Source organism: Ensifer sp. M14 (assembly GCF_003355565.1).
In the GTDB taxonomy this organism is placed as follows: Bacteria; Pseudomonadota; Alphaproteobacteria; order Rhizobiales; family Rhizobiaceae; genus Ensifer.
In genome coordinates this window covers 145,518-165,578 of record NZ_QJNR01000014.1, presented here as the reverse complement: position 1 = coordinate 165,578, position 20,061 = coordinate 145,518, and the positions used below count along the sequence as shown (strand labels likewise).

General features: G+C 62.2%; 16 protein-coding genes. 13 read left to right on the top strand and 3 right to left on the bottom strand.

The window, feature by feature from the left end; translation table 11 throughout:
* Positions 1-26: 26 nt before the first annotated feature.
* Positions 27-1,106 carry a spermidine/putrescine ABC transporter substrate-binding protein gene (locus BLJAPNOD_RS29440; RefSeq protein WP_115422405.1) on the bottom strand — a complete coding sequence of 360 codons (1,080 nt, stop codon included), beginning with the start codon at positions 1,104-1,106 and terminating at the stop codon, positions 27-29.
* 165 nt (positions 1,107-1,271) lie between these two features.
* Between BLJAPNOD_RS29440 and BLJAPNOD_RS29435 the strand changes: the two genes are divergently transcribed.
* The 7 genes from BLJAPNOD_RS29435 (at position 1,272) to BLJAPNOD_RS29405 (ending at position 10,255) form a co-directional block, all read left to right on the top strand.
* Entirely contained in the window at positions 1,272-2,363 is a 1,092-nt protein-coding gene (locus BLJAPNOD_RS29435; protein ID WP_115422404.1) for an ABC transporter ATP-binding protein, read from the top strand.
* A 1-nt stretch (position 2,364) separates the two neighbouring features.
* Complete coding sequence (locus BLJAPNOD_RS29430) at positions 2,365-3,264, top strand: ABC transporter permease (protein WP_115422403.1); 900 nt, start codon at positions 2,365-2,367, stop codon at positions 3,262-3,264.
* A gap of 9 nt (positions 3,265-3,273) precedes the next feature.
* Positions 3,274-4,104 (top strand): ABC transporter permease, encoded by an 831-nt coding sequence (locus BLJAPNOD_RS29425; protein ID WP_115422402.1) that lies wholly within the window; start codon positions 3,274-3,276, stop codon positions 4,102-4,104.
* Positions 4,105-4,106: 2 nt separating this feature from the next.
* Positions 4,107-5,231 (top strand): P1 family peptidase, encoded by a 1,125-nt coding sequence (locus BLJAPNOD_RS29420; RefSeq protein WP_115422401.1) that lies wholly within the window; start codon positions 4,107-4,109, stop codon positions 5,229-5,231.
* Positions 5,232-5,682: 451 nt separating this feature from the next.
* Positions 5,683-7,020: an HlyD family efflux transporter periplasmic adaptor subunit gene (locus tag BLJAPNOD_RS29415; RefSeq protein ID WP_115422400.1), complete on the top strand. Its 1,338-nt coding sequence runs from the start codon at positions 5,683-5,685 to the stop codon at positions 7,018-7,020.
* A gap of 20 nt (positions 7,021-7,040) precedes the next feature.
* Entirely contained in the window at positions 7,041-8,285 is a 1,245-nt protein-coding gene (locus tag BLJAPNOD_RS29410; RefSeq protein ID WP_147294606.1) for a hypothetical protein, read from the top strand.
* Between the two features lie 8 nt (positions 8,286-8,293).
* Positions 8,294-10,255 (top strand): cellulose synthase catalytic subunit, encoded by a 1,962-nt coding sequence (locus BLJAPNOD_RS29405; protein ID WP_115422398.1) that lies wholly within the window; start codon positions 8,294-8,296, stop codon positions 10,253-10,255.
* A gap of 54 nt (positions 10,256-10,309) precedes the next feature.
* Here the strand turns inward: BLJAPNOD_RS29405 and BLJAPNOD_RS29400 are convergent, their stop codons facing one another.
* On the bottom strand, positions 10,310-12,709 hold the full coding sequence (locus BLJAPNOD_RS29400; protein WP_115422397.1) for a transketolase: 2,400 nt from the start codon (positions 12,707-12,709) through the stop codon (positions 10,310-10,312).
* A 123-nt stretch (positions 12,710-12,832) separates the two neighbouring features.
* Between BLJAPNOD_RS29400 and BLJAPNOD_RS29395 the strand changes: the two genes are divergently transcribed.
* A complete protein-coding gene (locus BLJAPNOD_RS29395; protein ID WP_077501127.1) occupies positions 12,833-13,324 on the top strand; it encodes an Lrp/AsnC family transcriptional regulator in 492 nt (163 codons plus the stop codon).
* Positions 13,325-13,336: 12 nt separating this feature from the next.
* Here the strand turns inward: BLJAPNOD_RS29395 and BLJAPNOD_RS29390 are convergent, their stop codons facing one another.
* The gene (locus BLJAPNOD_RS29390; RefSeq protein WP_077501126.1) at positions 13,337-13,975 is read right to left on the bottom strand and encodes a TetR/AcrR family transcriptional regulator; all 639 of its coding nucleotides are present in this window, start codon (positions 13,973-13,975) and stop codon (positions 13,337-13,339) included.
* A gap of 279 nt (positions 13,976-14,254) precedes the next feature.
* Here BLJAPNOD_RS29390 and BLJAPNOD_RS29385 point away from each other — a divergent pair, with 279 nt between their 5' ends.
* From BLJAPNOD_RS29385 to BLJAPNOD_RS29365, 5 genes are all read left to right on the top strand, one after another.
* Positions 14,255-14,818, top strand: a complete 564-nt coding sequence (locus tag BLJAPNOD_RS29385) for a TRAP transporter small permease (RefSeq protein WP_077501125.1) — start codon at positions 14,255-14,257, stop codon at positions 14,816-14,818.
* A 10-nt stretch (positions 14,819-14,828) separates the two neighbouring features.
* Positions 14,829-16,109 (top strand): TRAP transporter large permease subunit, encoded by a 1,281-nt coding sequence (locus BLJAPNOD_RS29380; protein WP_115422396.1) that lies wholly within the window; start codon positions 14,829-14,831, stop codon positions 16,107-16,109.
* A gap of 68 nt (positions 16,110-16,177) precedes the next feature.
* A complete protein-coding gene (locus BLJAPNOD_RS29375; protein ID WP_077501123.1) occupies positions 16,178-17,194 on the top strand; it encodes a TRAP transporter substrate-binding protein in 1,017 nt (338 codons plus the stop codon).
* A 62-nt stretch (positions 17,195-17,256) separates the two neighbouring features.
* The gene (locus BLJAPNOD_RS29370) at positions 17,257-18,117 is read left to right on the top strand and encodes a shikimate dehydrogenase (protein WP_115422724.1); all 861 of its coding nucleotides are present in this window, start codon (positions 17,257-17,259) and stop codon (positions 18,115-18,117) included.
* A gap of 25 nt (positions 18,118-18,142) precedes the next feature.
* The gene (locus BLJAPNOD_RS29365) at positions 18,143-20,029 is read left to right on the top strand and encodes a sugar phosphate isomerase/epimerase and 4-hydroxyphenylpyruvate domain-containing protein (RefSeq protein ID WP_115422395.1); all 1,887 of its coding nucleotides are present in this window, start codon (positions 18,143-18,145) and stop codon (positions 20,027-20,029) included.
* The last annotated feature ends 32 nt before the right edge of the window (positions 20,030-20,061 follow it).

Below are 20,061 nucleotides of genomic sequence, written 5' to 3'. Positions count from 1 at the left end.
GGCGGATTTGCCGATCTTTGCCGCCGTTACTGCGCCGTCTTCACCTTGGTCCAGACACGATCGAGCTGGCGCACGCCAGAGCCCAGGTCCTCGAAGATCTGGAGCCGCTGCATCGTTTCGGGAGTCGGATTGATTTCCTTGCTATTCTTGATCTGGTCGGGGGTCAATTGCCGCGCCGGCACGTTGGCGGTGCCGTTGGTCTGCTGGGAGACGTTGAGCGCTGCCACTTCCGGACGGGTGTAGAACTGCATGAACTTCATGGCGCTGTCCTTGTTCGGCGCCGTCTTCAACACGCACATATCCTCCTGGTACATGGTCGCGCCTTCCTCCGGGATCACGTAGCCGAGATCCTTCTGGTTGGCGAAGACGTCGACCATCGCGCCGACGAAGAAATGGCCGGCGGCGACGTCGCCGGACTGCACCATCGGGCGGGTATCGTAGGTGAAGGCAGCGACGTCAGGCTTCATGGCGATGATCGTATCGGCCGCCTGCTGCAACTCGGCAGGATCGGTCGAGTTGACCTTGTGGCCGTTGAGGATCAAGCCCACGGCCAGGACCTCGCGCATGTCGTCGAGCAGGGTGAACTTCAGGCCCTTTTCCTTGACGGTCGCGATCAGGTCCTTCCAGCCGACGACGTCCTTGCCGAGCACCTTGCGATTGTAGACGATGCCGACGGTTCCGAAGGCATAGGGCAAGCAATACTCGCCCTTCGGGTCGCTCTTTGCCCTCAGGAACGCCGGATCGATGTTCTTGAAACCTTCATAGGCATTGATGTCGGTCTTCTCCAGAAGGTCGAGCTTGGACATGATGTCCTGCATATGCACCGACGGGAAGACGACGTCATAGCCGGTCGCGCCGCCCTGGATCTTCGCCAGCATCTCCTCGTTGGAGGAATAGGTGGAAAGGTTGACCTTGATCTGGGTCTCTTCCTCGAATTTCTTCAGGACCGCCGGATTGATGTATTCGCCCCAGTTGTAGATGTTGAGCTCGGCTGCGTGGCCGAGACCCGTGGTGGCGATCAAGGCGGACAGCGAGAATGCGGCGGCCCGTGCGGAGCCGAAAAGTTTGGCCCTGGTCGCCCGGACGACGCGGCTTGCTTTCGTCATAGATAGTCTCCTCTGATGGTTCATGGGGCTTGGTACCCCAAGGTCGGACCGTTCCCTGGTCCTTGCCGGCTCCGGCTTCTGCGGCCGTTGACACCGATGAACAAATGGTATCCATATATCCAAAACGCACAAGCGTTATTTAAATAACATTTTGGGGAATGACAGATGCAGGATTCCATTGTCCGGCTGGAGGGGGCAAGCAAAGCCTTCGCCACTCCGGAGGGCGGGAGCGTGACTGCGCTCGACGCCATCGATCTTCAGGTGCGGCGCAACGAGTTCCTGACGCTTCTCGGGCCATCCGGCTGCGGCAAGACCACGCTGTTGCAAGCGATCAGCGGCTTCGTCGAACTCGACGGCGGGCGCATCCTGATCGACGGGGAGGACATGACCGACAGGCCGCCCTACCGCCGCCCCGTCAACACCGTGTTCCAGAACTACGCGCTCTTTCCGCACATGACCGTCGGCGAAAACACCGCCTATGCGCTTGAAGTCGCCGGCGTCGCCAAGGCCAAGCGACGCGAACAAGTTGCGGCGGCACTGAAGATGGTGGGACTTGAAGGCATGGAGGGCCGACGTCCGCGCCAGCTCTCCGGCGGCCAGCAGCAGCGCGTGGCGCTAGCCCGCGCCATCATTGCGCGCCCGAAACTGCTTTTGCTCGACGAGCCGCTGTCGGCCCTCGACAAGAACCTGCGCCAGGCCATGCAGATCGAGCTGAAGACACTGCAGCACGAGCTCGGCATCTCCTTCATTTTCGTGACCCACGACCAGCAGGAGGCGCTGACCATGTCGGACCGCGTCGCCGTTCTCTCCGGCGGGCGGATCCAGCAGCTCGACACGCCGCGCGCGATCTACGACCACCCGGTCAACAGCTTCGTCGCGACCTTCATCGGCGCCAGCAATCTCTTCGACGGCCGGATCGATGGCGACCGGCTGATGACCGGCGACGGCACGGAGATCCGCCATCGACAAACCCCGTCGACGGCATCGGGCGCGGCGACGGCGCTGATCCGGCCGGAACAGTTCTTTCTCGCTGGCGAAGGCGAACGGTTCCCCACCCTCGATGTCGACCTCGAGGCAATCGTGTTCGTCGGCTCTACATTCGAACTGTTCGGCCGAACCTTAGCCGGCAAAAAGGTCATCGCCGAGATCCCCGCCGGTCGACGCAGCCTGATCGGCGAAATCGAGCGGACGCGCCGCGCGAAGCTTGCCTATGATCCGGCAGCCGTTCACCTCATTCACGCTTGCGCGGAGGCGTGACATGTCGATCGCCGTTCGCCGCCGCGTCCAGCTTGCCGTCCTGCTCGGACCCGTTTCCCTGTTCCTTGCCGTTTTCTTCCTCGGCCCGCTCGCGATCATGATGGTCACAAGCTTCCTGGCGCCGGGGCTTTACGGCGGCGTCGAGTGGACCTTCTACCCCCACAACTTCGGCCGCATCCTCGGCTTTGCCGATCCGATGTTCGAGGATTTCGATCCCGTCTACATCGCCATCTTCATCCGCTCGGTGAAGATCGCGGCGCTGACCGTTCTGGCCGCTCTGCTTGTCTGTTATCCCGCAGCCTTCTGCATCGCCCGGCTGTCGGAGCGGTGGAAGAACTTCTGCCTATTCCTCATCACCCTGCCCTTCTTCACCAGCCTGATCGTTCGCCTGTTCGTCTGGGTGCTGATCCTGCGCCAGACCGGCCTCGTCAACGAGATGCTGATGTCGACGGGGATGATCGCCCGGCCGCTCGACCTGATCTATACCAATGGCGCCATCATTCTCGGCATGGTCTATGTCTTCATTCCGTTCATGTTCATGCCCGTCTATGCCAGCGTCGAAAAGCTGGACTGGACGCTGGTGCGCGCCTCGCTCGATCTCGGCGCCGGGCCCATCCGTACCTTCTGGCGCATCATCCTGCCGCTGACGGCTCCCGGCATCATCGGCGGCGCGATCATCGTCTTCATCCCGGCACTCGGCAACTTCGTCGTTCCGGCCGTCCTCGGCGGCGCCAAGGTGATGATGCTCGGCAATCTGATCGAGCAGCAGTTCCTCGCCGCCCGCAACTGGCCGTTCGGCTCGGCGCTCGCGATGATGGTGATGAGCGTGATGCTGGTGCTGCTGCTCGTCTACGTGTTCGCATCGGGCCGCCGCGGCGCCGACGCCGCACTCAATCGCTGAGGTCGCCCCATGAAGATCGCTCAATCCCTCTTCCGCGGCGGCCTCGTCGCTTACACCGGCCTTTTCTTCGCCTTCATCTACATCCCGCTGGTGGTGATCGCCGTCTATTCGTTCAATTCCAACCCGGTCAACATGATGACCTGGACCGGCTTCACCACCGAATGGTACGCGCAGGTGCTGGGGTTCAAGACCACGGTGTCCGAAAACGCGCTCTATATCGAATCGACCGGGCAGCTTCTCCAGGCCGTGTGGAACAGCCTCGTCATCGCCACCTCGACGACGCTGATCGCCACCGTCTTCGGCACGGCGATCGCGATCGGGCTTTACCGCTTCGACTTTCTCGGCCAGCGTTTCTATCGGGTGATCATGTTCATGCCGATGCTGATGCCCGACATCGTGCTAGGCATCGCGCTTTTGATCTTCTTCGTCAATTCGGGCATACACCTCGGCCTGACGACGATCATCATCGGCCAGTGCACCTTCCTGATTTCCTATGTCTTCATCGTCGTCTCGGCGCGCCTTGCCGGCATGGACCGCACGCTCGAAAATGCCTCGGCCGACCTGGGCGCCGACGAGTGGACGACCTTTCGCCGCGTGGTGCTGCCGCAGCTTCTGCCCGGCATCGTCGGCGGCGCCCTGCTCGCCTTCATCATCTCGATGGACGATCTCGTCATCACCTACTTCATCGCCGGCGTCGACGTGACGACGCTGCCGATGTTCATCTTCGCCATGCTTCGGCGCGGCATCAAGCCGGAGATCAACGCGATCGCGGTGATGATGCTGACCTTCTCCTTCGTCGTCGCCTCGCTTGGCCTCTACCTCCGCTCTCGGCAGAAATGATCATGGACAACAAGAATACGCCCGCCACCAAAGCCCGCGCCCGGGACCTCGGCCTGCCGTTCAAGGGCCGCACCGGCCACTTCAACGCCATCACCGACGTCGAGGGAATTGCCGTCGGCTTCCATACCATCTCGGAAGACGAACCGCGCCCGGGCCGCAAGCGCCCTGTGAGAACCGGGGTCACCGCCATCCTGCCGCATGCGGGCTCGGACGTGCCGGTTCCCGTTTACGCTGGCGTGCATCGCTTCAACGGCAACGGCGAGATGACTGGAACCCACTGGATCGAGGATGGCGGCTTCTTTCTCGGGCCGGTGATGATCACCAACACCCATGCAGTGGGCATGACCCACCACGCCACGATCAAGTGGATGCTGGAGCGTTATGCCTCCACCTATGACAGCGACGATTTTCTCTGGATCATGCCGGTGGTCGCCGAAACCTACGACGGAGTACTGAACGATATCAACGGCCAGCCGATCGGCGAAGCGGAGGTGCAGGCCGCCCTTGATGCTGCCGCCGGCGGACCGGTCCAGGAAGGCAATTGCGGCGGCGGCACCGGCATGATCGCCTATGGCTTCAAGGGTGGTACCGGCACCGCCTCGCGGGTCGTCGAGTTTGGCGGACGGGACTACACGATCGGCACGCTGGTGCAGGCCAACCACGGCCAACGCGACTGGCTGACGATCTGCGGCGTACCGGTCGGCGAGCACATGCGCGATGGCACGCCACAGAGCCAGATGCAGGAGCGCGGCTCGATCATCGTCGTCATCGCCACCGATCTGCCGATGGCCCCGCACCAACTTCAGCGGCTTGCCCGCCGCGCGGCCATCGGCATCGGCCGCAACGGCACGCCAGGCGGCAACAATTCCGGCGACATCTTCCTGGCGTTTTCGACCGCCAATCCGCAGCCGATGGCGCACCGTGCCCCGCCGCGCCTGGCGCTTGAAATCGTCAATGACGAAATGCTCGACCCCGTCTATCTGGCCACGGTCGACAGCGTCGAAGAGGCGGTGGTCAATGCCATGCTCGCAGCGGAAGATTCAGGCGGCACGGCCCATGACCGTTTCAGGATCGAAGCCATCAAGCATGGTCCACTTGTTGAGGTCATGCGCAGGTACGGGCGCTGACGCTGGCCGCTCTCGGCCCGTCATACGTAAGGTGCCCGCTATGCAGGAGCAACGCCGTGCCAGGCGGATCTGATGCGCGACGTGGCCTGTGCGCAGCCGGGCGCAAGATCAGCTGCCCCATGCCGGCAGGCACTCCTTGTCATTTGCGCCAACGCCAGGGCTCGATTTGGCGCGCCGCTTATTTCTTGTGCAGCTGACCAACGCAAGGACAGTTGCCGTTAAACGATGCAGTAAATGAGTATATATTCATCAATAATTTGCTAATATTACGTCTTGACGAGATATCAACAGCATGTAACCCTTCAAACCTATGGGAGGATGCGTAGCATAAAAATCACCTTTGGAGATTAAAGCTATGTCTTCCAAGACAAACAAAGACATTTCGACAAATAACACTAAATCAGTCAGAGTTTTATCTCTTGGCGTTCTCGGTGTTGTCGGGTCGACATTCATGACAACGATTGCACCGCCGGTCTTCTCATCATCGACGACACGTGCCGTCACCAACGCCCCGGTCGTTTCGATCACCTCGCCGATCGGCGGGCGCGTCGTCGAGGTCAACACGGGAGGCGACGGCAACCTCCCGCTTGCAACGATCGAAAACGACCGCGTCGACCGCTCGACGTTGATCGGCCTGACGATCGAGCTGACGTCGCTTCAGAACGATCTGGCGCTCAAGCAGTCGATCCACGCGGATTATCTCCGCCGCATCGCCGATCTCGAACGAGACTTGAACCGCCAACAGGCGGCGATCATCATTCGCTCAGACAACGACCTGCGCAACGCGCAAGCCCACCTGGAAATCGTCAGCCTGTCGTCCGCCAACGAGAAGAACGCCGCGGAGCGAAAACTCGGTCTCGTGAAAAAGGGCGTGATCGCCGGCAACCGGGATGAGCTTGCCAATACGCTGAGACTTGAGGATACGAAGATCGTAGCGGCCAGATTGCGGGTCGAGATGTTGAGTGCGGATCTCGGCAATGCCCGCTCGGGCATCTTTGTCGGCGGCGAGCAGCAATCGTTGCAGGACCTTCAGCGAGAAATCCGCAATGTGAAGGCCGACCGTTCGCAGATCAGCATCCAGACTGCAACCATCCAGGCGCGCATCGACCAGCTGAAGGCTCTGGCGAAAGCGGAAGAAGAACGCATCGCCAAGCTCGTTCGAGCCGATGTGGCGATCTCCACGCAAGCAAAGCTCTTCAAGACCGTGGCACAGGTCGGAAAGCAGGTCAGCGGTGGCGATACTCTGGCCGAATCCGTCAGTTGTGCCGATGCCTTCGTCGTTGCCATCTTCTCCGAGCGCCAGGCACAAAGCCTGTCATTGGGCGCAAGCGTCACGGTGGAGGCCGACGGCTGGGACAGTCCGGTTCTTGGCCGTGTCGAGCGACTGGTGCCAAAGACGACGGAGCGGGTCGATCTCGACTATGCCGTGCCATTTCCGCCGACGGAACGGCGCGAACTCTACGCGTTCATAGCCCCCGATGAAGCGCATTCGGACAATGGGGTCGTGAACAAGTTCTGCGGCGTCGGCACGTGGGTGACTGTCAGCATGCCGAAAACCTGGGTCGTGTGGACCCGCCGCCAGTTCGACAACACGTCGAGCGCGCTTGCCGGTTATGCCGGTCAGCTCCGGCAGCACCTGGCGGCGTTTACGGACGCTCCCGTAGCCGGCCCGAGCGAGCAGGCGAGGATCACGCGTGTTTCGCCCCGCGGTGCCCGCCTTGCCGCCAACACCACGCTGGCCGTGGCGATGAAGCCCGACAACACAAGCATCCAAGCGAAAGCGCTCTGACGTTTGTGAGGTTTCAGCTGATGTCTCGCTCACCCCTTGCCCTGGGATCACGGGCCATGGCGCTCGCCTGCCTTGCCTGCCTTGCCTCGCCCGCCACAGCCGCCGAGAGCGCGGCGCGAGAGCTTTGTGATGCGATCGCAGCCGTGCAGCACGAAACGGTCGGGCAGCCTCCCGCGGTCGGCTTCATCCCAAGTTATCGGCCGGGGCCGAACGAAACAGCCTTGCCGCAGCCGCTGGCTACGGCGGCGTTTACCTACGACAATGCGCTTGCAGCCATGGCCTTGCTTGCCTGCGGCAGGATTGCCGCAGCCAGATCGATCGGTGACGCATTGCTGGCCGCATCGAAGACAGATCGGCAGTTTCGCGACGGCCGCCTGCGCAACGCCTACCGGAGCGGCGAAATCACCGTGCCGGTTGCGCTCCCTGGATGGTGGGATGCCGAGGGGGGCCATTGGGCCGAAGACGAATATCAGGTCAGCACCGCCCTTGGAAATGTCGCCTGGGCAGCACTCGCCCTGCTCCAGCTTCATGCCCGCACCCGCGAGCCTGCCTATCTCGCGGGTGCCGTCGATCTCGGCGCATGGTTGAAGAGCGGACTTCGTGAAGACGACGCCGGCCTGACCGGCGGATATTTCGGTTTTGACCCGGCATCAAAGCCGATCCCGTGGAAATCGACGGAACACAATATCGATGCGCTTGCCGTCGCGCGCTGGCTGAAGTCGGAAACCGGAGACCCGCAATGGGACCCCCTTGCGCGCTCGACCCTGCATTTCGTCACGAGCATGTTTGACGGGGAGCAAGGCTTCCTGATCGGCACCGACACGTCAGGCAAGCCGGCGCGCAACGGCATCACCGTTCTCGACGTGCAGATATGGCCGCTGATGGTCATGCCTGCGGGCGAGCGACCGGCGGGCTGGAACGAAGCACCCTTGCGCATCGATGCCAAACTCGCAGTCCCGGGCGGTTACGACTTCAACGACGACCGGGACGGGATCTGGATCGAAGGAACCGCGCAGGCAGCGCTGATGTTTCGGTTGGAGGGTGACGAAGAGCGCGCCGAAGGATTGATGGAAAGCGTGCTGGACAATCGCGATGCGGCGTCAGGTTGGCTGTTTGCTACCCGCGACGAGGAAATATCGACCGGGCTTACGATCGACGCTGCGGGTGTCGGGGAGGCGTTTCGTTACTACAGACGGCCGCATCTGGGCGCCACGGCCTGGGCCGTTCTCGCAGCCACGGCTTTCAACCCCTTCCGAGCCAATTGAGAGCTGCCATGTTTTTCCACTTCGATTCCGATCTCACAAGCGTCCTTCTGTTCGATCTGGGCGTTGCACTGGCGTTCCTGGCGCTTGCCGCGCTGGCAGATCCGCGAAACCCGCTGGAAAGGGTTGCCTTCAGCATCGTCACTGCAGCATCGCTCGCGCTCTATCTCTGCTGGCGACTGCTCGACACCCTGCCCGACCTGGAACCGACAGCGGAAAGCCTCTGGCCCTATGTCTATTTTTCGTTCGAGGCGATATCGATCGTATACGCCGTCGCCTCCGTCCTGATCCTTTGCCGCACCACGGACTGGACGGCCGAGGCGGATGCCGCAGAGAGCGAACTTGCCGCAAGCGGCCGCTATCCATCGGTGGCCGTTTTCATCTGCACTTACAACGAGCCGATCCATATTCTGGAAAAATCCGCCGTTTGCGCCAAGGCAATGGATTACCCGGATTTCCAGGTCTATGTCTGCGACGACACCCGCCGCCCCGAAGTGCGCGAATACTGCGAGACCATCGGCGTCAACTACATCACGCGCCCGGACAACCGGCATGCCAAGGCCGGCAATCTGAACAACGCGCTGCAACTGACGAACAAGGAGCGACCGTCCGAACTGATCATGGTCCTCGATGCGGACTTCGCGCCGCAGGCCAACTTCCTCAAGCGCGTCGTCGGCCTGTTCAGAAACCAGCGTATCGGCATCGTCCAGACACCGCAGTTCTACTTCAACGCCGACCCGATCCAGCACAACCTGCACATCGCGTCGAGCTTCGTCGACGATCAGCGGGTGTTTTTCGATACGTTCCAACCGGCCAAGGACGCGGTGGAATGCGCCTTTTGCGTCGGCACCAGCTTCGTCGTGCGCCGCTCCATGGTCAACGAGATCGGGGGCTTCCCGCATGAGGCACTCTCCGAGGACATGTTGCTCAGCTACCGTCTGATGGAACGCGGCTACATTACCCGATGGCTGAACGAGAAACTCAGCGTCGGCCTGTCGGCCGAGGGCATTCCGGAATACATCACCCAGCGAACCCGGTGGTGCCTCGGCACGATCCAGATCGGCCTGCTGAAGGATGGCCCGCTGTGGCGCGGTCGGTTCACCCTGCGGCAGCGCTTCCATTATCTGCACGGTCTGTTTTGCTGGCTGTCGAAGCCTTTCATTCTCTGCCTGCTTTTCGCGCCGTCGATTTACTGGCTCTTCGGCATTTCCGCGCTTCAGGCCGACGAGCTTCTGTTCATGAAATACGGCATCTCGTCATTGCTGGTGTTCTGGGTCTACGCATCCTGGATCTCGGGAAAACGGACCTTGCCGCTGTTTACCGAGGTAACCCATGCGCTGACGGCGCTGCCGGTCACGCTTACGCTGCTGCAGGCGATCCGCCGTCCATTCGGCCGCCCCTTCAAGGTGACGGAGAAAGGCGGCGACCGTGCGCGCATGCGCGTACACCTGCCGACGGCGCTCTTCTTCGGCCTGGTGACGGTGCTTTCCGGTCTTTCGGTGCTGCAGACGGTGCTCGCGTGGAACGCGCCCACGGATTTTTCCGAGCGCGAGATCCTAAATCTCGTCTGGTCCCTAGTATCGATGACCATCGCCTTCGTCAGCCTGCTCGTCTGCATCGAACTGCCACGATACGGGCAGGAGGAGGTCATCGACGTGTCACTGGACGGGCAGTATCGCCAGGCCGGGCAGACCGTCGACGTCAGCATAGGCGGACTGTCGGCGGACCGCGTCCGCATTCCGGGCCTGGACGCTACGCGAACAGATGATGCAGCGGTCTACCTGCCTCAGATCGGCTGGGTCCGCATTGCCGAAATCCATGAAGCCGGCGGCGGATTGACGATCCTGCCGACAACCGAACAACGCAACGGCATCCTGAGCCTGCTGTTTGGCGTGTCGCGCGCCCAAATTGCCGAGCGTGGCAGCTTGCGCGCATCGATGGCCGGCCTTCTGCGGCGCGCTTTTGTCGGCTGACCCTTATCGGAAACGGTGGGTGCGAGGTGCTCCGGCACCCCGGTCGTGGCGCTCCTATCCGGCCTGCCTGAACTTGCGGCGATTGCGGCCGAGAGCGACCGCTTCGGCCGCTTCGATGATCGAGTCCGTGTCGATGCCGAAATGGGCGTAAAGGTCGGCGATCGTGCCCGTCTGCCCGAAATGCTCGACACCGAGCGAAACGGTGCGGTGACCGTGCACCGATCCGAACCAGCCGAGCGTGGCCGGATGGCCATCGGTCACGGTAATGATCTCGCAGGCATCGGAGAGCGGTGCCAGCAGCGCCTCGATATGGCTTTCGGCGCTGTTGTGGCCGTGCCGCCGCGCCCGCTGGGCCGCCGTCCAGCCGGCGTTGAGCCGATCGGCTGATGTCACCGCCAGCACCGCGACATCGCGGTGGCGCTCGGCCAGCCGCCCGGCCGCCATCAGCACTTCAGGCGCGACGCACCCCTGATAGGCCAGCACCAGCTGCGTGTTCGGTCGTGGCTCGCGCAGCCAGTAGGCGCCGTCGATCACACCCTGGCGGAAGACTGCATCTTCGCGACGCTGCATCTGTTCGAGCGGGCGTGTGGTCAGCCGCAGGTAGACCGAGCCGCCGGTCGTATCGCGCAGCCACGTGCGTTCGTCATGCACGGCATCGCCGTCGCGCTGCATGTAGTCGAAGGACCAGTCCATGATCACGGAGAGTTCGTCAAGATAGGCAGGCTCGAAACTGGCAAGCCCGTCCTGGCTCATGCCGATCAGTTGCGAGCCGATCGACTGGTGAGCACCCCCCTCCGGCGCCAGTGTGACGCCCGACGGCGTGCCGACGATCATGAACCGCGCGTCCTGGTAGCACGCATAGTTGAGAGCATCGAGCCCGCGGGCGACGAACGGGTCGTAGACCGTGCCGATCGGCAGCAGGCGTTCACCGAATACCGAGTGGGAAAGACCGGCCGCACCCAGCAGCAGGAAGAGATTCATCTCGGCGATGCCGAGTTCGATATGCTGGCCGCCGGGACCGAAGACCCATTTCTGTACCGAGGGAACCTTTTCGTCGCGGAACGTGTCGGCCTGCATGTCGCGGGCAAAAAGTCCGCGCCGGTTGACCCAGGGGCCGAGATTGGTCGAGACGGTCACATCGGGCGCCATCGTCACGATGCGGCTGGCAAGTGCATCGTCGCGTTGCGCCAGCGCATCGAGGATCTTGCCGAAGCCCGCCTGCGTCGACAGCTCGCGATCGTCGAGCAACACCGGACCGGCCGATGGCACCGGGTCCGACTTGAACCGCCTTGTGCCCTTGGCAAAGAATGGTACGGTCTTCAGAAATGCCTTCGCAGCGCCCGCATCGGCGACCGCCGCAAACTCATCCCATTCCTCCCCGGCCCGCACACCAACCTTCTGCTGGAAATCCTGCATCTGCGCCTTGGTCATCAGGCCGGCGTGGTTGTCCTTGTGGCCGGCGAGCGGCGTTCCCCAGCCTTTGATCGTATAGGCGAGAAAGACCGTGGGGCGATCATGGTCGATGCTGGCAAAGGTCTCGGCGAGCGTCTGGATGCAATGACCGCCGAGATTGCTCATCAGTTCCGACAGTTCCTCGTCGCTGCGCGAAGCAAGCAGCTTGCTGACATTGCCCTGGTCGCCGATTTCGTCCTGAAGCCGCTTGCGCCACGCGGCCCCACCCTGGAAGGTCAGCGCCGAATAGAGCTGGTTGGGGCAGCGGTCTATCCAGGCGCGCAGCGTCTCGCCGCCGGGTTCCTTGAAGGCCGCCTGCTGCAGGGAGCCGTATTTGACGACCTCCACGTCCCAGCCGAAAGCGGTGAAGATCGCCTCTATCCGCTGCCACAGGCCCTCGCGAACGACGCCGTCGAGGCTCTGGCGGTTGTAGTCGATGACCCACCAGGTGTTGCGCAGATCGTGTTTCCAGCCCTCCTGCAGGCACTCATAGATATTGCCTTCATCGAGCTCCGCATCGCCGACGAGTGCGATCATGCGGCCGTCGCTCTTGTTCTGTGCCCAGGGTTTGGACGCGATGTAATCCTGAATGATCGAGGCGAAGGCGGTAATGCCGACACCGAGGCCGACGGAGCCGGTCGAAAAATCGACGTCGTCGATATCCTTGGTGCGGCTGGGATAGGATTGCGCACCACCGAAGCCGCGGAAATTCTGCAGCTTCTCGCGCGTCTGGTTGCCCATCAGATACTGGATCGCATGGAAGACCGGGGCCGCATGCGGCTTGACCGCGACCCGATCTTCCGGCCTGAGGATATGGAAATAAAGTGCCGTCATGATCGAGGTGATCGACGCGGAAGACGCCTGGTGCCCGCCGACTTTCACCTCGCCTTTTTCCCGGATGTGATTGGCGTTGTGGATCATCCAGCATGCATGCCAGAGCACCTGCCGCTCCAGATCTTTCAGAGATTTCAGCGTGGCGGTCGAAAGTTTCTGCTCTTCCATGTCGGCTCCTCCCAGAACCTGGAAACGCTACACCCGCCCTCGCGAAATATCCGGTCTATCTTTGTTGGAAATCTTGCCACTTTCGGCAATACTCACCGCTGAAACGTCATTTCAGGAAATTCCATGCCCAAGAAACCGCCGAGCTTCGACGCCGCGACCATCCGTATTCTCGATCTTCTGCAGCAGAATGCCGAGATCAGCACGGCGGAGCTTGCCGACGCAACCGGGCTTTCCGCCTCGCCCTGCTGGCGGCGGGTCAACGAACTGAAGGAGAGCGGCGTCATCAAGGGCTCGGTCGCGCTCGTCGACGCCTTCGCGCTCGGCCTTGCCGTCAACGTCTTCGTGCACGTGTCGCTGAAGCAGCAGGACCGCGCCTCGCTCGACGTCTTCAGCGCCGCCATCAAGACGAAGCCAGAGATCGTCGAATGTTACCTGATGACCGGCGAGTCCGATTACATGCTGCGCGTCGTCGTCGAGGATCTGATGAAATACCAGGCGCTCGTCGTCGATTTCCTGACGACGATCCCCGGCGTCTCCAGCATCCGCTCGAGTTTCGCGCTCAGCCAGATCAAGTATACGACCGCGCTGCCGACCGAGCATCTGCGCAACGGCTGAACCGGGCTGTCCCTAGCTCTTGAGATAGCTCAGCACGGCATCGGCGATCAGGCCCTTGTGTCGCTGCATCGTCTCCGGCTCGGAAAGGTCGCGGCGAAAGATCGTGCCGAAGGTGTAGCGGTTGGAGACGCGGAAGAAGCAGAAGGCGCTGATCAGCATGTGCACGTCGATCGGATCGGCCGTGCGCTGGAACACGCCTTCGGCGACACCGCGCTCCAGAATGCCCGCGATAGTCTCGATGACCGACACATTGAGATCGCGGATCGCCTCCGAGCGCATCATGTGGGCAGCGTGATGGATGTTCTCGATGCTGACCAGCCGCACGAATTCCGGGTTGGCCTGATCGTGGTCGAAGGTGGTTGAGATCAGCGTCCGCAACGCCGCCTCGGGTGCGAGGCTCGACAACTGCAGGTCGGCCTCCAGCGTACGGATCTTGCGGTAGGACCGCTCGAGCACCGAGAGATAGAGCCCCTCCTTGCTCTCGAAATAATAATAGATCATCCGCTTGGAGGTTCGGGTCTTTTCGGCGATCGCGTCGACGCGGGCGCCAGCCAGACCATGGGTCGCGAACTCGTCCGTCGCGACGATGAGGATGTCCTCCTTCGTGCGCTGTGGATCGTTCTTGCGTCCGTTCTCTGCTCGCGCCGCCATGCCCCGTCGCTTCCTCCGCCTTTGATTTTCAACACGAAACGGTTGCAGCCGTCGCTCCCGGGTTTGCGGCTCCACTCCGCGTCCCTCCTCAAGTCTTATTGGGCTTGCCGGTTTCTTTCAAGACATGCCGCTTGACATTCGAACTAGTTAGTACATTTTGAGAAGGCATTCGGTCGCTTGGAGGAGAGATCGGCATGTCAGCCTTGCACACTTGGATGTCCTGACCGATGACGGACGTCACAGGCCGCAAGACGCGGCAGATCGCCTGGGAGGAGCGAAATGGTGAGGATAATCGAATTCTGCTTTCTGATTTTGAAGGTCGCCATCGCGCTTCTGCTCGCGGGCATGGTCGTGCTCGTCTTCGGCAATGTCGTATTGCGCTACGCCTTCAATACCGGCATCACCTACTCTGAAGAGCTGTCGCGCATCTTCTTCATCTGGCTGACGTTCCTCGGCGCGGTCGTTGCCATGCGCGAACACGCCCATCTCGGCGTCGATTCGCTTCTGCGCCGGCTGCCGCCGAACGGAGCAAAGGTCGCAATCCTCTGCGGCCAGGCGCTGATGCTGGGCGCAACCTGGCTGATCATCAGCGGCAGCTGGACGCAGACGCTGATCAACCTGCATGTCGCGGCACCGGCCACCGGCATTTCCATGGGCTTCTTCTACGGCGCCGGCCTTGCCTTCGGCATTCCCGCCTTCCTGATCATCCTCTGGGACATGTTCTGCATCCTCACCGGCCGCATTGACGTGGCGACGGCCGAGTTGGTGCGCGACAGCGAGGATCAGGCCGTCCTCGACGAGCATCCGGTACCTTCCCTCGCGCACCCCGTCGCCAAGCCCTGAGGAGAGACCGATGACCGTTACGATTTTTCTCGGCGCTCTGCTTGGCCCGATGGCGCTTGGCGTGCCGATCGCCTTCGCCCTGATCATCACCGGCGTCGCGCTGATGATGTATCTCAGCCTCTACGACGCCCAGATCGTCGCTCAGAACGTGCTGAACGGCGCCGACAGCTTCCCGCTCATGGCCGTGCCGTTCTTCATGCTCGCCGGCGAAGTGATGAACACCGGCGGCCTGTCGCGCCGCATCGTCAATCTGGCGATGGCGATGGTAGGCCATATCCGCGGCGGCCTCGGCTTCGTTGCCATCTTCGCCGCCTGCATCATGGCGAGCCTCTCCGGCTCGGCCGTTGCCGATGCTGCAGCGCTTGGCGCGCTTCTCTTGCCGATGATGCTGAAATCCGGCCACGACCCGGCCCGCGCCGGCGGGCTGCTGGCTTCTGCCTCGATCATCGGCCCGATCATTCCGCCGTCGATCGGCTTCATCCTTTACGGCGTCGTCGGCGGCGTCTCGATCACCAAGCTTTTCCTGGCCGGCATTTTCCCCGGGCTGATGATCGCAGCAGCTCTCTGCGTGACCTGGCTGATCGTATCGCGCAAGGAGCAGCATCAGTTGCCGCCGCGCCAGAGCGGCGCGGTCAGGATGAAGACCTTCATCGACAGCCTCTGGGCGCTGTTCCTGCCTGTGATCATCATCGTCGGCTTGAAGTTCGGCGTGTTCACACCGACGGAAGCCGGTGTCGTTGCCGCCGTCTATTCGCTGTTCGTTTCGATGGTGATCTATCGCGAACTGCCGCCGGCCAAGCTGTTCCACGTCTTCGTGGCCGCGGCGAAGATAACATCGATCGTCATGTTCCTGGTTGCCTGCTCTGCCGTCTCTGCCTGGCTGATCACGGTTGCCGACGTACCCGGCGACCTCGCCGCCCTCGTCGAACCGCTGATGGACAACCAGACGCTGCTGCTGTTGGCGATCATGGCGCTCGTCGTCGTCGTCGGCACCGCCATGGACATGACCCCGACCATCCTGATCATGACGCCGGTGCTGATGCCGATCATCAAGCAGGCCGGCATCGATCCTGTCTATTTCGGCGTGCTGTTCATCATCAACAACTCGATCGGCCTGATCACGCCGCCCGTCGGCACGGTGCTCAACGTCATCTGCGGCGTTTCAAAGCTGAAGATGGAAGACCTGATGAGGGGCGTCATGCCCTTCCTCATCGCCGAACTGGCCGTTCTGCTTCTGCTCGTGCTGTTCCCGCAACTGGTGACCGTGCCGGTCTCCTGGTTTGCGCGATAGACCCGAAGAAAACGCATGCAAAGTTCAACCGGCCGGAGGGAGAAACCGGCCAAACCTGGGAGGGAAATATGTTCGACAAACTGATGAAAATGGCGCTTGGCGTTGCACTACCAGTAGCGCTGATGGCGGCAAGCCCGGCACTCGCCGAAATCCGCGAGCAGCAGCTGAAATTCGCCGCCGCCAACAACAAGGGCCATCCCCAGGTTATGGGCATGGAGAAATTCGCCGAGCTGGTGAAGGACAAGAGCGGCGGCAAGATCGAGGTCAAGCTGTTTCCGGGCGGCGTGCTCGGCGGCGACGTCCAGACCGTCTCGGCGCTGCAGGGCGGCGTCATCGAAATGACGGTTCTGAATGCCGGCATCCTGGCAAGCAACGTCAAGCAGTTCGGCGCCGTTGACCTGCCCTTCCTGTTCAACAATGGCGAAGAGGCCGACAAGGTCATGGACGGCCCCTTCGGCACCAGCCTGACAGAACTGTTGCCCGCTACCGGCCTTGTCGGTCTCGGCTATTGGGAGCTGGGTTTCCGCAACCTCACCAACAATCGACACCCGGTCACCAAGCTTGAGGACATCAAGGGCCTGAAGATCCGCACAATCCAGTCGCCGATCCCGATCGAGCTCTTCAACAATCTCGGCGCCAATGCTGTGCCGCTGCCCTACACCGAGCTTTATACAGCACTTGAAACCGGCACGGTCGACGGCCAGGAAAATCCCGCCGCCAACATTCTCAATGCCAAATTCTATGAAGTGCAGAAGTACATGACGGTGACCCGTCACCAGTACAATCCGCAGATCGTGCTCATCAGCAAGAAGTTCTGGGACGGCCTCAACGACGAGGAGAAGGCCGTGCTGCAGACCGCGGCCACCGAGGCGCGTGACTACCAGCGCCAGGTCTCGCGCGAGTTCGACGCCAAGGCGATCGCCGACATCAAGGCGACCGGCATGGAAGTGAGCGAACTGTCGCCCGAGGAAACCCAGAAGCTGCGCGACGCGGTCAAGCCGATGGTCGAGAAGTTCAGCGCCGAAATCGGTCCCGATACCGTCGCAGCGCTCTTCAAGGAGCTTCAGACGCTTCGCGGCCAGTAAGCCTGCCGCCGGCCCGCTGTGACGGCGGGTCGGCAACCCATCCCATGATGAAAGCCGTCGAGATGACCGAGACCCTTCTCAGACCGTTGAACGCCGGATTGATCGGCGCCGGCATTCAAGCCTCGCTCACGCCGGCGATGCACATGCGCGAAGGTGCCGCGCAGGGCCTGGCATACGAATACGAACTGATCGACCTCAGCCAACGTGGCGCCAGCCCCGATGACCTGCCGCAGCTGCTGCGGGAGGCGGAACAGCGGGGCCTTTGCGGATTGAACATCACGCATCCGTGCAAGCAACTGGTCATCCCTTTTCTCGACGAACTGTCCGACGAGGCCCGAGATCTCGGTGCCGTGAACACTGTGGTGCTCGAGGCGGGGCGTCGCATCGGCCACAACACCGACTGGTGGGGTTTCGCCGAGAGCTTTCGCCGCGGCTTGCCCGATGTCGGGCTGTCGCATGCGGTTCAACTTGGCGCCGGCGGCGCCGGCGTTGCTACGGCCTATGCGATGCTGACGTTGGGGCTAAATTCTCTTGCGGTTTTTGATCGGGAAGCGGAGCGCGCAGAAGCGCTGGCGTCTAGCATGTCGGCGCTGTTTCCGCAGGCGCAGATCGTTGCTGGCACCGACCTTCCCCGGGCGATGCAAGCGGCAGACGGCCTTATCCACGCGACACCGACCGGCATGGCGAAATATCCCGGATTGCCGCTTCCGGCCGAGCTGCTCGATCAGCGCCACTGGGTGGCCGAGGTCGTCTATTTCCCACTGGAAACCGGCCTTCTGGCAGAAGCCAGGCGGCGCGGCTGCAAGACGCTCGACGGCGGCGGCATGGCGGTGTTTCAGGCTGTCGGCGCCTTTCGCCTGTTTACCGGCCGTGAGCCGGATGCGGCCCGCATGCTTGCCCATTTCAACGCTCTGACCGCCTGACGACAGGGCAACGTAGGAGACACGCATGAAGACCTCGATCGCGACCGTCTCGCTCAGCGGCGACCTGCGCAGCAAGCTGGAGGCGATAGCCAGGGCCGGCTTCGATGGGGTCGAGATCTTCGAGAACGATTTTCTCGTCTTCGACGAGAGCCCCAGTCAGGTCGGGCAGATGGTGCGCGACCATGGTCTGGAAATATCGCTGTTCCAGCCGTTCCGCGATTTCGAGGGCATGCCGGAGCCGCTGAGAAGCCGGACGTTCGACCGAGCGGAGCGAAAGTTCGACCTGATGCAGGAGATGGGGACCGACCTGGTGCTGGTCTGCTCCAATGTTTCCCCCGCTGCACTCGGCGGTCTCGACCGGGCCGCCGCCGACTTTCGCGAGCTGGGCGAACGGGCGGCCAAAAGGGGCTTGCGCGTCGGATATGAAGCACTCGCCTGGGGACGCCACATCAACGACCACCGCGACGCCTGGGAGGTGGTGCGCCGCGCCGACCATGCCAATGTCGGCCTCATTCTCGACAGCTTCCACACGCTGGCGCGCAAGATCGACGTCAATTCCATCCGCTCGATCCCCAAGGAGAAGATCTTCATCATCCAGCTGGCCGATGCGCCGCTGATCGACATGGATCTGCTTTATTGGAGCCGGCATTTCCGCAACATGCCGGGCGAAGGCGACCTGCCCGTGCTCGAGTTCATGCGGGCGGTGGCGGCCACCGGCTATGACGACTATCTTTCGCTTGAGATCTTCAACGATCAGTTTCGCGGCGGCTCGGCAACGGCGATCTCCGTCGACGGTCAGCGCTCGCTGCTCTATCTCGGCGACCAGGTGCGGCGGACAGAGCCTGATATCGCGCTTCCCGTTCCCGACATGCCGGCGCGATCGGGCGTCGAGGGCATCGCCTTCATCGAATTCACCATCGACGAAAGCGAGGCGCCGCAACTCGAGGCGCTGATCCGCACACTCGGCTTTTGCAAGGCCGCACGCCACAAGACGAAAAGCGTCAATGTCTTCCGGCAGGGCGATATCCGGCTGGTGATCAACACCGAACGCCGCGGCTTTGCCAACTCGTCCTATCTGGTGCACGGCACGTCGGCCTATGCGATGGGCCTTCTGGTCGACGATGCCCGGGCTGCGCATGCAAGAGCGCTGGCGCTCGGCGCTGAAACCTTCGCCCAGCCCGTGGACGAAGGCGAGATCGAGATGCCGGCGGTGCACGGCGTCGGCGGCGGCGTCGTCTACTTCCTCGATCGCCACAGCGACCTCGGCCGCATATGGGACATCGAATTCGATCCGGTCGACGACACGGCTGCGACATCCGCCGGGTTGCTGTCGATCGATCACATCGCCCAGACGATGCATTACGACGAACTGCTGACGTGGTTGCTCTTCTACACGTCGCTGCTGGAAGCCCATAAGACGCCGTTGGTCGACATCATCGACCCCTCGGGCATCGTGCGCAGCCAGGTGGTGGAAAACGCCACCGGCTCCCTGCGCATCACCATGAACGGCGCCGAAAACCGCAACACGCTGGCCGGACGCTTCATCGCCGAGACCTTCGGCTCCGGCATCCAGCACCTGGCCTTCACGACGGATGACATCTTCGCGACAGCAGACGCGCTTGCCGCGGGCGGCTTCGTCTCGCTGGCGATCTCACCCAATTATTACGACGATCTCGAAGCCCGCTTCGGGCTCGATCCGCTTTTCACCGAAAGACTGAAGGCAAAGAACATCCTCTACGACAGGGACGAAAACGGCGAGTATTTCCAGCTCTACAGCCCGACGTTCTCCGGCGGCTTCTTCTTCGAGATCGTCGAGCGGCGCGGATATCGCGGATATGGCGCGGCGAATGCGATCTTCCGCATCGCGGCGCTGCGCAAGTTCCTTGAGCCGGCCGGTATGCCACGCACGTAAGCATCTGGCATGCGCATATCCCGGATTACCCC